Annotated in this window: 17 protein-coding genes and 1 other annotated feature; all 17 genes read left to right on the forward strand. The window is 43.1% G+C overall.

From position 1 onward, the window contains the following. Positions 1–423: a Mini-ribonuclease 3 gene (locus tag G8782_RS08445; RefSeq protein WP_172370507.1), complete on the forward strand. Its 423-nt coding sequence runs from the start codon at positions 1–3 to the stop codon at positions 421–423. Then, complete coding sequence (rlmB, locus tag G8782_RS08450; protein WP_172370508.1) at positions 420–1169, forward strand: 23S rRNA (guanosine(2251)-2'-O)-methyltransferase RlmB; 750 nt, start codon at positions 420–422, stop codon at positions 1167–1169. Before G8782_RS08445 ends, rlmB begins: the two co-directional genes overlap by 4 nt. Before the next feature lie 5 nt (positions 1170–1174). Next, positions 1175–1693, forward strand: coding sequence for an NYN domain-containing protein (locus tag G8782_RS08455; protein ID WP_172370509.1), 519 nt, complete (start codon positions 1175–1177; stop codon positions 1691–1693). Positions 1694–1742: 49 nt separating this feature from the next. Next, entirely contained in the window at positions 1743–2411 is a 669-nt protein-coding gene (sigH, locus tag G8782_RS08460; RefSeq protein WP_172370510.1) for an RNA polymerase sporulation sigma factor SigH, read from the forward strand. A 79-nt stretch (positions 2412–2490) separates the two neighbouring features. Beyond that, on the forward strand, positions 2491–2640 hold the full coding sequence (gene rpmG / locus G8782_RS08465) for a 50S ribosomal protein L33 (RefSeq protein WP_172370511.1): 150 nt from the start codon (positions 2491–2493) through the stop codon (positions 2638–2640). Between the two features lie 53 nt (positions 2641–2693). After that, on the forward strand, positions 2694–2879 hold the full coding sequence (gene secE, locus G8782_RS08470) for a preprotein translocase subunit SecE (RefSeq protein WP_172370512.1): 186 nt from the start codon (positions 2694–2696) through the stop codon (positions 2877–2879). 133 nt (positions 2880–3012) lie between these two features. Then, positions 3013–3546 carry a transcription termination/antitermination protein NusG gene (gene nusG, locus G8782_RS08475; protein WP_172370754.1) on the forward strand — a complete coding sequence of 178 codons (534 nt, stop codon included), beginning with the start codon at positions 3013–3015 and terminating at the stop codon, positions 3544–3546. Positions 3547–3716: 170 nt separating this feature from the next. Beyond that, entirely contained in the window at positions 3717–4142 is a 426-nt protein-coding gene (gene rplK / locus G8782_RS08480) for a 50S ribosomal protein L11 (RefSeq protein WP_172370513.1), read from the forward strand. 107 nt (positions 4143–4249) lie between these two features. Next, a complete protein-coding gene (gene rplA, locus G8782_RS08485) occupies positions 4250–4951 on the forward strand; it encodes a 50S ribosomal protein L1 (RefSeq protein ID WP_172370514.1) in 702 nt (233 codons plus the stop codon). A gap of 46 nt (positions 4952–4997) precedes the next feature. Beyond that, positions 4998–5145, forward strand: a sequence feature (ribosomal protein L10 leader region). A 30-nt stretch (positions 5146–5175) separates the two neighbouring features. After that, positions 5176–5679 carry a 50S ribosomal protein L10 gene (gene rplJ / locus G8782_RS08490; RefSeq protein ID WP_172370515.1) on the forward strand — a complete coding sequence of 168 codons (504 nt, stop codon included), beginning with the start codon at positions 5176–5178 and terminating at the stop codon, positions 5677–5679. Positions 5680–5760: 81 nt separating this feature from the next. Beyond that, complete coding sequence (gene rplL, locus G8782_RS08495; RefSeq protein ID WP_172370516.1) at positions 5761–6126, forward strand: 50S ribosomal protein L7/L12; 366 nt, start codon at positions 5761–5763, stop codon at positions 6124–6126. Between the two features lie 200 nt (positions 6127–6326). Further along, positions 6327–6929: a class I SAM-dependent methyltransferase gene (locus G8782_RS08500; RefSeq protein WP_172370517.1), complete on the forward strand. Its 603-nt coding sequence runs from the start codon at positions 6327–6329 to the stop codon at positions 6927–6929. A gap of 220 nt (positions 6930–7149) precedes the next feature. After that, positions 7150–10692 carry a DNA-directed RNA polymerase subunit beta gene (gene rpoB / locus G8782_RS08505; protein WP_172370518.1) on the forward strand — a complete coding sequence of 1181 codons (3543 nt, stop codon included), beginning with the start codon at positions 7150–7152 and terminating at the stop codon, positions 10690–10692. A 140-nt stretch (positions 10693–10832) separates the two neighbouring features. After that, positions 10833–14435, forward strand: a complete 3603-nt coding sequence (rpoC, locus tag G8782_RS08510; RefSeq protein ID WP_172370519.1) for a DNA-directed RNA polymerase subunit beta' — start codon at positions 10833–10835, stop codon at positions 14433–14435. Positions 14436–14566: 131 nt separating this feature from the next. Beyond that, the gene (locus tag G8782_RS08515; protein WP_172370520.1) at positions 14567–14815 is read left to right on the forward strand and encodes a ribosomal L7Ae/L30e/S12e/Gadd45 family protein; all 249 of its coding nucleotides are present in this window, start codon (positions 14567–14569) and stop codon (positions 14813–14815) included. Positions 14816–14921: 106 nt separating this feature from the next. Continuing rightward, positions 14922–15341, forward strand: a complete 420-nt coding sequence (gene rpsL, locus G8782_RS08520) for a 30S ribosomal protein S12 (protein ID WP_172370521.1) — start codon at positions 14922–14924, stop codon at positions 15339–15341. A 41-nt stretch (positions 15342–15382) separates the two neighbouring features. Further along, on the forward strand, positions 15383–15853 hold the full coding sequence (gene rpsG, locus G8782_RS08525; RefSeq protein WP_172370522.1) for a 30S ribosomal protein S7: 471 nt from the start codon (positions 15383–15385) through the stop codon (positions 15851–15853). Positions 15854–15861: the final 8 nt, after the last annotated feature.

The following is a 15861-nucleotide window of genomic DNA, read 5'->3' on the forward strand; positions in this document are numbered from 1 at the left end:
ATGTACGTATTAAGAGATATGGATGTAAAACAATTGAACGCTCTCGCATTGGCGTATATGGGCGACGCGGTTTACGAGCAAGCGGTCCGAGAACACTTACTGCGTTCGGGCCGTGTTAAACCGAATGTTTTGCACCGAGAAGCGACAAAATATGTATCCGCGAAATCGCAAGCAGCTATTTTGCAAGAGATGTTGGCTTCGGATTATTTAACAGAAGAGGAAGCGGCCGTCATGAGACGCGGCCGCAATGCGAAGTCGGGCTCGATTCCGAAAAATACAGATGTCGGCACTTATAAAAACAGCTCGGGTTTCGAAGCGATTCTCGGCTTTTTATATCTGCTCGGCAGGACCGAAAGAACCGAAGAATTTATAGTCGAATCCATTCGAATCATTGAGAATGCCAAGGAGGGTGAAACGTTATGACTGAAATTGAATCCGAAATGCTCGGTGGTAAAAACCCGATAGTCGAAGCGCTTCGTTCAGGTCGGGAATTAAATAAAATATGGATTGCCGAAGGATTAAACAAAAAAAGCATCGGCGAAATTTTGTCGCTTGCAAGAGAAGCGAAAGTGATCGTCCAATCAGTTCCAAAGCAAAAACTAGATAGCATGTTGGATGTGAATCATCAAGGAATTATTGCGTCTGTGGCGGCCTATCGTTACGCGGAACTTGATGATCTCTTTGAAGTTGCAGCTGACCGCGGGGAAGACCCTTTGTTTTTCATTTTAGATGAACTTGAAGATCCGCATAATTTAGGCTCTATATTGCGCACAGCTGATGCAGCGGGGGTTCACGGGGTCATCATTCCAAGAAGGCGTTCTGTTGGGTTGACGGCAGTTGTGGCAAAGGCATCAACGGGTGCAATCGAACATGTTCCTGTCGTACGCGTGAATAATTTGTCGCAAACTGTCGATGAATTGAAGAAGCGCGGCGTCTGGATTGCGGGAACGGATGCAAAAGGTTCTGCTGATTACAGAAAAATGGATGCAACCCTTCCCCTTGCTGTGATTATCGGGAGTGAAGGTAAGGGCATGTCGCGCATTCTAAAAGAAAAGTGCGATTTCCTATACAACCTTCCTATGCGTGGACATGTTACATCGCTAAATGCTTCTGTTGCAGCTTCTCTCCTCATGTATGAAGTGTTGCGAAAGCGCCAACCTGCCGAATAGTAACAATGGAAAAGCAAAATGTTCTTCTTGTCGATGGCTATAATATTATCGGTGCATGGGGGGAACTGCAAAAACTGAAAAAACACCAGTTGGCAGATGCACGAGATTTACTTATCGAACGGATGGCCGAGTACAAGGCCTATATGGGGTGGCGGGTCATTGTCGTTTTTGATGCGTACATGATGCCTGGAATCGAGAAAAAGAAACGAAGACATGATGTCGAAGTTTTATTCACAAGGGAAAACGAAACAGCCGACGAGCGAATTGAGAAACTTGTTTCCGAACTTAGTGGCCGACGTGTCCAAATTCACGTCGCCACATCTGATTTCACTGAGCAATGGATTATCTTTGCGCAAGGTGCGTTGCGGAAATCAGCGCGTGAACTCGAAATTGAAATGAGAGAGATTACTAACTTAATATCGAAAAGCGTGAAAAACTTTGAAGAACAGCGACCCGTGTCGAAGATCGATTTAACTGACGAAATTAAAGAAATATTTGAAAAATGGAGACGCGGAATGAAATAAACAGTTGACGACAAAATTTTCCATACGGTATACTAGGTTTATAGCAACGATGAACCGGAGTGATCCTATAGTGGAAAAAACATACATCGATGATAGAGTTTTAGACTTCACTGCGTTGTCCGATGAAGAAATCATTATTATTATTCATAAGGGCAATCCGGATGCGCTTGATTATCTGATTACAAAGTATCGTTCATTTGTTAGTTTGAAAGGGCGCTCCTACTTTTTAACTGGCGGAGACCGCGAAGATATTATCCAAGAAGGCATGATTGGATTGTATAAGGCGATACGCGACTTCAAGCCGGATCGGTTAAGTTCGTTTAAAGGTTTTGCCGAGCTGTGCATTACAAGGCAAATCATTACCGCGATCAAAACTGCAACACGTCAAAAACATATTCCGCTTAACTCATCGATTTCATTGGACAAGCCTGTCTTCTCGGAAGAATCCGACCGCACGTTGCTCGATATGTTATCGGGTTCAGTCCATGACGACCCTGAAGACTTAATCATCAATCAAGAGGATTATAGTCATATGGAAAAAGAAATGAACAAAGTACTAAGCGCACTCGAAAAACAAGTGCTAGCTCTATACTTGGATGGCCAGTCTTACCAAGAAATTTCTTTCGAGTTGAATCGGCAAGTAAAGTCAGTTGACAACGCATTGCAACGAATTAAACGAAAACTCGAACGATACATGCAATTTGATGCTGTAAGATAGGAATTTATTACGAGAGTTGTTGACAGAGGACATGCAAGGTGATACTCTTTAGCAAGACTAAAGGTCCGAGGGTGATAAAATGGCTAAAAAAATAATATTGAGCTGCGATGCATGTGGATCGCGCAATTATTCGGTTCCTGCACGCAATAATAATCCGTCGGAGCGTTTGACGTTAAAGAAGTTTTGTAAACACTGTAATTCGCATACTGTGCATAGGCAAACTGCATAAAAGCTACCTAAATTGGGAAGCAATATATCTGTATTCGAAGGGGCACGATACAAATGGGGAAGATTACCGGTTTTCTTAAAGACGTAGTCTCAGAAATGAGAAAAGTGAGTTGGCCAAAGAGACAGCAGCTTACTAAGTACACGATTGTCGTTCTTGTGACGGTCGTATTTATGGCGGTCTTTTTCGCGCTTACGGATTTAGGGATATCAAGTTTGATGGAATGGTACATTAACTTTTAATAGTGTGGAACTTTACGTTATAATAAAGTAGAATAAATAATTCCTGAAAAATAGCCCGTCTGCGAACATAACGGGTTTTTTTAATTTGTATGGAAAAAGGAGGGATGGACGAATAGTCCTAGCACTTATGGAAATGGAAAAGAATTGGTATGTCGTTCATACGTATTCTGGTTATGAGAATAAAGTAAAAGCTAACCTGGAGGCCCGCGTTGAAACGATGGGCATGCAGGATAAGATTTTCCGAGTTATCGTCCCAGAAGAAGAAGAAACAGATTTTAAAGATGGCAAAAAACGCACAGTCATGAAGAAAACTTTCCCTGGCTATGTTCTAGTGGAGATTATTATGACAGATGATTCATGGTACGTCGTTCGAAATACTCCTGGCGTAACAGGTTTTATAGGTTCATCAGGCGGCGGCGCAAAACCGACTCCGCTTCTTGAGGAAGAGGTAGACTTTATCCTGAAACAAATGGGCGTAAAAGAAAGTGTGGCTCAAATGGATATTTCACTTGGCGAACTCGTTCAAGTCCTTGAAGGCCCGTTTGCTGATTTCCAAGGAAAAGTCGAAGAAATCGATCAAGACAAGCGAAAAGTTAAGGTAGCTGTAGATATGTTCGGCCGAGAAACGAAGATGGAACTGGATTTCGTCCAAGTTAAAAAAATATAATATGAATGCCACTTGCACTAGTAACGAAAAAGTGGTATCATTTCAAAGGTCAGGCTGTCAATCGGCAGATTGATTTATTTTACTGATTCTACCGACACAAGTCGGCAGGCACATATTGAGTGGGAGGGGCAACCCGATTACCACATCACGGACTTAAGGAGGTATATCACGTGGCTAAAAAAGTTTCTACAATTGTAAAACTACAAATTCCTGCAGGTAAAGCGAACCCGGCTCCACCAGTTGGACCAGCGCTAGGTCAAGCAGGTGTGAACATCATGGGCTTCTGTAAAGAGTTCAACGCTCGTACAGCAGATCAAGCGGGTCTAATTATTCCTGTTGAAATCACTGTGTTCGAAGACCGTTCATTTACATTCATTACTAAAACTCCACCTGCGGCAGTATTGCTAAAGGTTGCAGCTAATCTTCAAAAAGGTTCAGGTGAACCGAACAAAACGAAGGTAGCAACTGTAAAACGCGATAAAGTTCGCGAAATTGCAGAACAAAAGATGCCAGATTTGAACGCTGCATCAGTTGAATCGGCAATGGCGATGGTTGAAGGTACTGCGCGCAGTATGGGAATCACTATCGAAGACTGATATAGAGTTGCATTGTAGTAAAGAGGTTGCGGTAGTTCCTCGGAACTCGCAACCTTTATTCGTGGGAGGTTCAATCCGTTAACACCACAACAAGGAGGAAATTTCAAATGGCAAAAAGAGGTAAAAAGTTCGCTGAAGCATTGAAGCTTGTCGATAGCAATAAGTTATATAATGTGCAAGAAGCAATTGATCTTGCGAAAAAAACGAGCACAGCAAACTTCGACGCGACAGTTGAAGTTGCATTCCGTCTAGGAATCAACACAAAGAAAAATGATGAGCAAGTTCGTGGAGCAGTTGTACTGCCGAACGGTACTGGTAAAACTCAAAGAGTACTTGTTTTCGCGAAAGGCGAAAAACTTAAAGAAGCAGAAGCTGCTGGTGCAGACTATGCTGGCGATGTAGAGTACATCAACAAAATCCAACAAGGATGGTTCGATTTCGACGTTATCGTTGCGACTCCTGACATGATGGGTGAAGTTGGTAAGATCGGTCGCGTACTCGGACCTAAAGGGCTTATGCCGAACCCGAGAACAGGAACTGTTACATTCGACGTTGCAAAAGCGGTTGAAGAAATCAAAGCTGGTAAAGTTGAATACCGTGCGGACAAAGCTGGAATCATCCACGCGCCAATCGGAAAAGTATCATTCGACAATGAAAAACTAGTAGAAAACTTCTTGACAGTTTTTGATACGATTGAAAAAGCGAAGCCTGCAGCTGCAAAAGGCACATACATGAAGTCCGTTAACGTAACGACTACAATGGGCCCTGCTGTGAAAATTGATACAACAAGTGTTAAAGTTCAAAAATAAATGTTGACAGACTGGATTATCTTGTGATAAGATAATCGACGTTGTTAATTATATATTATTTGTACCGTAGACAGTAGGAGCGGCTTGCCGCTTAATAATCCTGCCGAGGACAAGACGCTCTTTCTTAAATAAAGAAGACGACTTTTTCTGCCCTCGTGTCTGCTATGTAGACAGAGGGCTTTTTATTATGGTATGAGTAAGAAATTTATTTAGGAGGTGTCCAGATGAGCAAAGTATTAGAAGCGAAAAAAGCAGTTGTTACTGAAATTGAAGACAAGCTAAAGTCAGCATCTACAGTTGTTGTAGTTGACTACCGCGGTCTAAATGTTAGTCAAGTTACGGAACTTCGTAAAACGCTACGTGACCAAGGAATCGATTTCAAAGTTTATAAAAACTCAATGACTCGCCGTGCGGCTGAAGCAGCAGGACTTGAAGGGTTGAACGAACACCTGACAGGACCGAACGCGATCGCGTTTTCAGATGAAGATGTTGTTGCACCTGCAAAAATCCTTAACGATTTTGCGAAAAAGAACAAAGAGCTCGAAATTAAAGCTGGTGTGATTGAAGGTGCGCTTGCATCTGCAGAAGAAGTGAAAGCGTTAGCTGAACTTCCATCACGCGAAGGTTTACTTTCTATGCTACTCAGCGTTCTACAAGCGCCAATGCGCAACTTCGCTGCAATTACGAAAGCTGTTGCAGACGACAAAGAAGGAAAAGAAGGAGCTTAATCAAGCTGCCTGAACAAAAAAATGCAAGCTGGGCCCGTTGCGGTTAGCTTGACAATAAAAAACCATTAGGAGGAACTATTAATGACTATTGAACAAATCTTAGATGCTGTTAAAGAAATGACAGTTCTTGAACTAAACGACCTTGTAAAAGCAATTGAAGAAGAATTTGGCGTAACTGCTGCAGCACCTGTTGCTGTTGCTGGCGGAGCTGCTGGCGGAGCTGCTGAAGAAGAGCAATCAGAATTCGACGTAATTCTTACATCTGCTGGAGACAAAAAAATCCAAGTTATCAAAGCAGTTCGTGAAATTACAGGCCTTGGCTTGAAAGAAGCTAAAGCAGTTGTAGACGGAGCACCAGGTCCGGTTAAAGAAGGCGTTGCTAAAGAAGAAGCAGAAGAGCTAAAAACTAAACTTGAAGAAGTAGGCGCATCTGTAGAACTTAAGTAATTCTTATGAATAGTGAAGAAAAGCTCGTCAGCGAAGACGGGCTTTTCTTCGTTATTTTATACTCTGTTGAATTATGGAGTAGGTGGATTATGGGTAACTTATTTAAAACAAGAGTGTTTACATAAAACTTCAGGGCTTCGCTCTGCGCTTTTGTTTTGAAGAAACGGACGTTTCTTTACTTCAATAAAAGGAGAATCTTAATGTCTGAACATTATTATTCAAAAGATCCAACAGTGAAGAGTCAGCCGAAAGAATTAGTTGCCGCTTTGCGACAAAAATCATTTCGTTTTCTCACGGATGCAGGTGTTTTCAGTAAAGGAGATGTGGATTTCGGTTCAAAGCTTCTTGTGGAATCATTTGTGATACCAGAGATTGAAGGCGACGTGCTCGATGCGGGTTGCGGATACGGGCCCATTGGGTTATCGATCGCTTCTTCATTTCCAGAACGAAAAATCCATATGGTCGATGTGAATGAACGCGCGTTAGCATTAAGTGCTAAAAACGCGGAGAATAATGGCATTTCAAATGTTGAAATCTATTCTAGCGATGCGCTTAATGACGTCACGGCTACAGGATTTGCCGCGATACTGACGAATCCGCCGATACGTGCGGGGAAAAGTACCGTTTTTAGTTTTTACGATGGTGCATTTTCGAAGTTGAAAGTTGGCGGGGAATTGTGGGTTGTCATTCAGAAAAAACAAGGCGCGCCTTCCACGATTCAACATCTTGAAAAACTTTTTGGCAATGCGGAGATTATCATGAAGAAAAAAGGCTATCATATTATTAAGGCGATTAAAGTTTGACGCAGTGTTATTTATATGGTAGCGTTAAAAGATGGATAAATTAATATAATGCAATCGTGTGCCCTTTTGCATGAAAGTTAACATTATTTGGCATACTTATGATGGATAGAAAATTGTCAAATCGAAAATGAGCTCGCAGTAGATCTCATTTTCTTTTTAGTTTTTTTATATCGTACACCGTTTTTCTGTATTTGAAAAGAATTATTATTGTATATGAGGGGTGAATGAGTTGACAGGTCATCTAGTTCAATATGGTCAACACCGTCAGCGCAGAAGTTTCGCGCGGATTAGTGAAGTTTTAGATTTGCCAAACCTAATCGAAATTCAGACGGCATCTTACGAGTGGTTCTTGGAGGAAGGTTTACGGGAAATGTTCCGTGATATCTCTCCAATCGAAGATTTCACAGGAAATCTTCAATTAGAATTTGTCGATTATCATCTTGAGGATCCGAAATACCCTGTTGATGAATCGAAAGAGCGTGATGTGACTTACGCAGCGCCGCTTCGAGTCAAGGTCCGCCTGCACAACAAGGAAACTGAAGAAGTGAAGGAACAGGACGTCTTCATGGGTGATTTTCCACTCATGACAGAAAACGGTACATTCATTATTAACGGTGCGGAAAGAGTTATTGTTTCTCAGCTTGTCCGTTCACCAAGCGTTTACTATAACGCAAAGATCGACAAGAACGGGAAACGCGGTTTCGGAGCGACTGTAATTCCGAACCGGGGTGCTTGGCTCGAGTATGAAATCGATGCTAGAGACGTTGTCCACGTTAGAATTGATCGGACGCGAAAGCTTCCAATTTCAGTGCTCGTACGCGCGCTAGGTTTTTCGACCGATGAAGAAATCATCGATCTAATTGGCGATAACGAGTATTTGCGTAACACGCTCGAAAGAGATAATACCGAAACTACAGAAAAAGCATTACTTGAAATATATGAAAGACTTCGTCCAGGCGAGCCGCCAACGCTCGATAGTGCAAGAAGTCTGTTGTACTCAAGATTTTTTGATCCGAAAAGATATGACCTAGCAGATGTGGGTCGATATAAAATGAACAAAAAACTTGATATTCAAAACCGTCTATTCGGCCAAACAGTAGCGGAAACGCTTGTTGACCCTGAAACGGGCGAAATCCTTCTAGAAGAAGGCACGGTTATCGATCGCCGTACCCTCAACACATTACTGCCTCATTTAGAAAAAGGAATAGGTTTCCGTGAAATCACGCATGCGGAAGGTGTTCTGGATGAACCAACTGTAATCCAATCTATTAAAGTGTATGCGCCGAATCCAAATGGTGATGAACCACAAGCGATTAATGTCATTTCGAACGCTTATGTCGACGATGCCATTAAAAATGTGACGCCTGCTGATATTCTTGCGTCAGTTAGTTATTTCTTTAACTTATTGCACGGTGTCGGAAATACAGACGATATCGATCATCTTGGTAACCGACGTCTTCGCTCGGTAGGCGAACTTTTACAAAACCAATTCCGAATCGGTCTTTCCCGTATGGAGCGTGTTGTAAAAGAACGAATGTCAATTAACGATACGTCGTCTATTGTGCCACAACAATTGATTAACATTCGTCCAGTTATCGCATCTATCAAAGAATTTTTTGGAAGCTCGCAACTTTCACAGTTCATGGACCAAACAAATCCATTGGCAGAGTTGACGCATAAACGTCGTCTGTCTGCACTTGGACCCGGCGGGTTGACGCGTGAACGTGCTGGAATGGAAGTACGTGACGTGCATTACTCTCACTACGGACGCATGTGTCCGATTGAAACACCGGAAGGTCCGAATATCGGATTGATAAACTCATTATCAACATTTGCTAAAGTGAATAAATTCGGTTTCATTGAGACTCCATATAGAAAAGTCGATCCTGATACGGGTCGCGTAACAGCTCAAATTGATTATTTAACTGCTGATGTGGAAGATAACTTCGTAGTTGCTCAAGCGAACGCGCCTCTAAACGAGGACGGCTCATTCGTCAACGAAGAGGTTGTCGGACGTTTCCAAGGAGATAACACAGTATTCAAACGTGAACAAATCGATTATATGGACGTTTCGCCTAAGCAAGTCGTTTCAGCGGCTACAGCATGTATTCCGTTTCTTGAGAATGATGACTCGAACCGTGCGCTTATGGGAGCAAACATGCAACGTCAAGCGGTTCCGCTTCTCAATCCTCAATCACCGGTTGTAGGAACAGGCATGGAACACGTATCTGCACGTGACTCAGGAGCTGCAGTTCTGGCAACGCATACTGGAATTGTGGAACATGTCGAAGCGAAAGAAATCCGAGTACGTCGTATTGAAACAATCGATGGAAAAGAAGTTCAAGGCGACTTGACAATTTTCCGTTTGGACAACTTTATTCGTTCCAACCAAGGGACTTGTTATAACCAGCGCCCGATTGTCAGCGTCGGAGATCGAGTTGAACCAAATGATATTCTTGCAGACGGTCCGTCAATGGAAAAAGGAGAACTCGCACTTGGACGTAACGTTCTTACTGCATTCATGACGTGGGACGGATTCAACTATGAAGATGCGATCATCATGAGTGAGCGTCTCGTGAAAGATGACGACTATACTTCAGTTCATATCGAAGAATACGAATCAGAAGCGCGAGATACGAAACTTGGACCGGAAGAAATCACACGCGACATTCCAAACGTCGGTGAAGAAGCGCTTCGTCATCTCGACGACCGCGGAATCATCCGTATTGGTGCAGAAGTTCGCGACGGCGACATTCTAGTCGGAAAAGTAACGCCAAAAGGTGTCACTGAATTAACGGCTGAAGAACGCCTTCTACATGCGATTTTCGGTGAGAAAGCGCGAGAAGTGCGAGATACTTCACTTCGCGTGCCACACGGAGCGGGCGGGATTGTTCTCGACGTGAAAGTGTTCAATCGTGAAGACGGAGATGAACTTCCACCGGGAGTTAACCAACTAGTTCGTGCGTACATCGTTCAAAAGCGTAAAATCTCTGTTGGAGATAAAATGGCTGGAAGACACGGTAACAAAGGTGTCATTTCACGTATTTTACCCGAAGCAGATATGCCGTTCTTACCAGATGGCACGCCGATTGATGTAATGCTAAATCCACTAGGTGTTCCTTCCCGAATGAACATCGGGCAAGTGCTCGAAATGCATTTAGGCATGGCATCTAGAAAGCTTGGTATTCACATGGCTTCTCCAGTATTTGACGGCGCAAACGAAGAAGATGTTTGGTTGACGATGGAAGAAGCTGGAATGGACCGAGATGGTAAAACAATTCTCTATGATGGACGCTCAGGTGAACCTTTTGATAACCGCGTATCCGTCGGAGTTATGTATTTGATCAAACTTGATCATATGGTTGACGATAAATTGCATGCTCGTTCAACAGGTCCTTACTCACTCGTTACGCAACAACCGCTTGGTGGTAAAGCGCAGTTCGGCGGACAGCGTTTCGGAGAGATGGAAGTTTGGGCGCTTGAAGCTTATGGTGCAGCTTATACGTTGCAAGAAATTCTAACTGTGAAATCCGATGACGTCGTCGGACGTGTGAAAACGTACGAAGCGATTGTTAAAGGGGAAAGCGTCCCGCAACCGGGAATCCCTGAATCGTTCAAAGTACTCATCAAAGAACTTCAAAGTTTGGGGTTAGACGTCAAGATGCTTTCATCAGAGTACGAAGAAATAGAACTTCGCAACTTAGATGAAGATGATGACACGCAACCAACTGATGCTTTGAATCTTATGAAGGCAGAGCAATAATTATAAAAGAAGAATAGGGGAAGCTGCCGTTTCCCCTATACTTTCGATAACCAATTAACCTTGTTAATAATCCTGGAAAAGAAAATCACTTTTCCCCCAAAACCAATTGCCAGCGATAACACTTAAGGGAGGTAGGCTCCTTGGTAGATGTAAACAACTTTGAGTATATGAAAATAGGCCTCGCTTCATCGGATAAAATCCGTTCGTGGTCCTATGGTGAGGTCAAAAAGCCAGAAACAATTAACTACCGTACATTGAGACCGGAAAAAGAAGGTCTGTTTTGTGAACGTATTTTTGGTCCTACGAAAGATTGGGAATGTCACTGTGGAAAATATAAACGCGTTCGTTACAAAGGCGTCGTTTGTGATCGCTGCGGAGTAGAAGTAACACGTCAAAAAGTGCGTCGTGAACGTATGGGCCACATTGAACTTGCGGCTCAAGTCACGCATATATGGTACTTCAAAGGAATTCCGAGTCGTATGGGTCTTATTCTTGATATGACACCGCGTGCATTGGAAGAGATCATTTATTTCGCTTCCTATGTCGTTGTTGAACCAGCAGATACGCCACTCGAAAGAAAGCAATTGCTTTCTGAAAGAGAATACCGTGCATATCGACAAAAATACGGTAATAAATTCGAAGCGCTAATGGGTGCGGAAGCAATTGAACGTCTCCTTAGAGCAATCGATTTAGATCAAGAAACAGAAACATTAAAAGAAGAACTGAAAACTGTTCAAGGACAACGCCGTACACGTGCAATTAGACGTCTGGATGTTGTTGAATCATTCCGTAACTCCGGCAATAGACCAGAGTGGATGGTTCTTGAAGTTCTACCTGTCATTCCACCTGAATTGCGCCCAATGGTTCAACTAGACGGCGGTCGATTCGCGACTTCCGACTTGAATGACTTGTATCGTCGGGTTATTAACCGGAATAACCGTCTGAAAAGACTTCTTGATCTTGGTGCACCGGGAATTATCGTTCAAAACGAAAAGCGCATGCTTCAAGAAGCAGTTGACGCACTCGTTGACAACGGTCGTCGCGGTCGACCAGTTACTGGACCAGGAAACCGCCCATTGAAATCTCTTTCTCATATGTTGAAAGGAAAACAAGGTCGATTCCGTCAAAACTTGCTAGGTAAACGTGTTGACTACTCAGGTCGTTCTGTAATCGTTGTTGGTCCGAACTTGAAAATGTATCAATGCGGTTTGCCGAAAGAAATGGCCATCGAATTGTTTAAACCTTTCGTTATGAAAGAACTCGTTGAACGGGGACTTGCCCATAATATTAAAAGTGCTAAACGTAAAATCGAACGACTCCATTCGGAAGTTTGGGACGTTCTCGAAGATGTTATTAAAGAACACCCAGTGCTCTTGAACCGAGCACCTACTCTTCACCGACTGGGAATTCAAGCGTTCGAACCGGTACTAGTAGAAGGCCGTGCGATTACACTTCACCCGCTTGTATGTACTGCATACAACGCGGACTTTGATGGTGACCAAATGGCGGTTCACGTACCTTTATCTGCTGAAGCACAAGCAGAAGCGCGTCTTCTGATGCTTTCAGCGCAAAACATTTTGAACCCGAAAGATGGAAAACCGGTTGTTACCCCTTCCCAGGATATGGTTTTAGGAAACTATTACTTGACGTTGGAGCGTAAGGGAGCAACAGGCGAAGGCCAAGTTTTCCGCGATACGGATGAAGTGATGATCGCTTATACAAACGGTTATGTTCATCTTCATACGCGTATAGCTGTTCAAGCAGGTTCGCTGAAAAATCCAACATTTACTGAAGAAAACAATGGAAAGCTCTTACTAACAACTGTTGGTAAAGTTATCTTCAACGAAATCTTGCCGGAGTCATTTCCTTATATTAATGAACCGACGGATTTCAACTTGCAAATCAAGACGCCAGACAAGTACTTCATTTCAGGAACTGAAAATGTGAAAGAGCATTTCGAAAACACTGAACTCGTCGGACCGTTCAAAAAGAATATTCTCGGTAATATCATTGCGGAGATCTTCAAACGTTTCCACATTACAGAGACTTCTAAAATGCTTGACCGGATGAAGGATCTTGGCTTTAAATATTCAACTCGTGCTGGAATAACAATCGGAATGTCCGATATTATCGTTCTTCCAAATAAAGATGAACTTCTTGCTGAAACACAAAGTAAAGTAGACAACGTGTTGAAACAGTTCCGTCGTGGTCTGATCACGGATGAGGAACGTTACGACCGCGTTATTGCTTACTGGAGTGCTGCTAGGGATGACATTCAAGTTAAACTTATGGAATCCTTGGATAATCTGAACCCGATCTTTATGATGAGTGATTCAGGTGCTCGTGGTAACGTTTCTAACTTTACGCAACTTGCAGGAATGCGAGGATTGATGGCAAACCCGGCTGGACGTATTATCGAACTTCCGATCAAGTCATCATTCCGTGAAGGTCTTACTGTTCTTGAGTACTTTATTTCTACGCACGGTGCCCGTAAAGGACTTGCAGATACGGCGCTTAAGACGGCTGACTCGGGTTACCTGACTCGTCGACTCGTTGACGTTGCACAAGACGTCATTGTCCGAGAAGATGAATGCGGCACGGATCGTGGATTGGAAATCGGCGCACTTATGGAAGGCGCAGAAGTCATCGAAAGACTCGATGAGCGTATTTTCGGCCGTTACACGAAGAAAACAATTTATCACCCTGAAACTGGCGAAGTGATACTTGGCAGAAATGAGTTAATCACTGAAGACACTGCCCGTATTATAACGGAATTAGGGATTGAAAAAGTCTCCATTCGTTCAGCATTTACATGCGATACGAAGCACGGCGTATGTAAGAAGTGTTACGGGATTAACTTGGCAACAGGTGAACAAGTCGAAGTTGGTGAAGCAGTTGGAATTATCGCTGCGCAATCAATCGGAGAACCGGGTACACAGCTTACAATGCGTACGTTCCATACAGGTGGAGTTGCTGGAGACGATATCACACAAGGTCTTCCGCGTATTCAAGAAATTTTCGAGGCGCGTAATCCGAAAGGTAAAGCAGTTATCTCGGAAATCAACGGAACAGTTACGGAGATCGATGAAATTCGCGAAGGCCAGCATGAAGTTACAGTCGAAGGCAGCGTGGAAACACGTAAATACCTTGGACCTTACAACGCGCGCTTCACGGTTAGAGTCGGCGATGTAATTGAACGCGGCCAACCGCTAACAGAAGGTTCAATCGATCCGAAAGAACTCATCGTTGTCAAAGACGTTGCTACAGTTCAAGAATATCTGTTGAAAGAAGTTCAAAAAGTATACCGCATGCAAGGTGTTGAAATCGGTGATAAGCACGTCGAAGTAATGGTTCGCCAAATGCTTCGTAAAGTGAATATTATCGAGGCAGGGAACACGGATCTACTTCCAGGATCTCTAGTCGATATTCATCAATTTGCAGAAGCGAATAACAAAATGTTCGAACTCGGAAAAGCTCCAGCAACTTGCCGTCCAGTTATTCTCGGTATTACAAAAGCGTCACTTGAAACAGAATCCTTCTTATCAGCCGCGTCGTTCCAGGAAACAACACGTGTCCTGACTGATGCAGCAATTAGAGGTAAAATGGATGAATTACTCGGTCTGAAAGAAAACGTCATTATCGGTAAACTTGTACCAGCAGGAACCGGAATGCAACGTTATCGCCAGATTGAGATGAATCATGAAACACTAGAAGATGCAGACGAAAAAGCTGCAGCCGAGTAAGCTCTTAGAATTTACGGGGGGAGCCGAAAATAATCCCCCCGTATCTTTTAATTCTTGTTGACATATTCAAATTTAGATGATAATATACAAAAGGTTGATAGTAATATGTCTGTACTTTGGAGGATATGTAAATGTCTTATGAAAAAGTAGCCCAGGCACAGAAAACAATCATCGGTATAAAGCAAACAGTAAAAGCAATTCGTGCAGGTAAAGTTATAGAGATCATTATCGCTCAGGATTCTGAGACGCGACTGATTGCTCCAGTAGTGGAGGAAGCCGAACTGCATCGCATTCCGATATCTTATGTCGATTCAAGGAAAAAACTTGGAGAATCATGCGGTATTGAAGTCGGTACAGCCGTCGTTGCGATTACTGGATAACCGTTTTTATGCATCAAGAAAGCATAAAGACTTTGTTTTTACCCCAAAAATGAACCACCTGGATGTGTGGTCTTACAAATTTACATTTGAGAGGAGGACAAAATCGATGCCTACAATTAACCAATTAGTCCGCAAACCCCGTAAAACGAAGGTTGCTGGATCAAAATCACCGGCACTAGGAAAAAGCTATAACAGCTTTAAAAAGTCGATGACAAACGTAAACTCACCACAAAAACGAGGTGTTTGTACGCGTGTTGGTACAATGACACCGAAGAAGCCGAACTCGGCACTTCGTAAATATGCTCGTGTTCGTTTGACTAACACTCTAGAAGTTAACGCTTATATCCCAGGTGAAGGTCATAACTTGCAAGAACACAGCGTTGTACTTATTCGCGGTGGACGTGTGAAAGACTTACCGGGTGTTCGTTACCATATCGTACGTGGTGCACTTGATACAGCTGGTGTTACTGGCCGTATGCAAAGCCGCTCAATGTATGGAGCTAAAAAGCCAAAAGCTAAGAAGTAAAAATATAAGTAACTTATCGAAATCGAAAGGAGGAAAACAATATGCCTCGTAAAGGTCCAGTAGCTAAACGTGATGTACTACCAGATCCGATTTACAACTCGAAACTGGTTTCACGTCTTATTAACTCAATGATGGTTGATGGAAAGAAAGGTACTTCTCAAAAAATCCTCTATGGTGCGTTCGAACTTGTTAGAGAACGTTCAGGGAAAGATCCATTGGAAGTATTTGAAGCAGCACTAGAAAATGTTATGCCAGTACTAGAGGTTCGTGCACGCCGTGTCGGTGGAGCGAACTACCAAGTTCCAGTTGAAGTGCGTCCAGAGCGTCGTACAACTCTAGGTCTGCGCTATTTCGTAAACTACTCCCGTCAACGCGGTGAGAAAACAATGGAAGAGCGTCTTGCGAATGAAATCCTAGATGCGTCTAACAACACAGGTGCATCCGTCAGAAGACGTGAAGAATTGCACAAAATGGCAGAAGCGAACAAAGCATTCGCTCACTACCGCTGGTAAGATCGGAC

It is taken from the genome of Sporosarcina jiandibaonis, assembly GCF_013184495.1.
GTDB classification, from domain to species: Bacteria; Bacillota; Bacilli; order Bacillales_A; family Planococcaceae; genus Sporosarcina; species Sporosarcina jiandibaonis.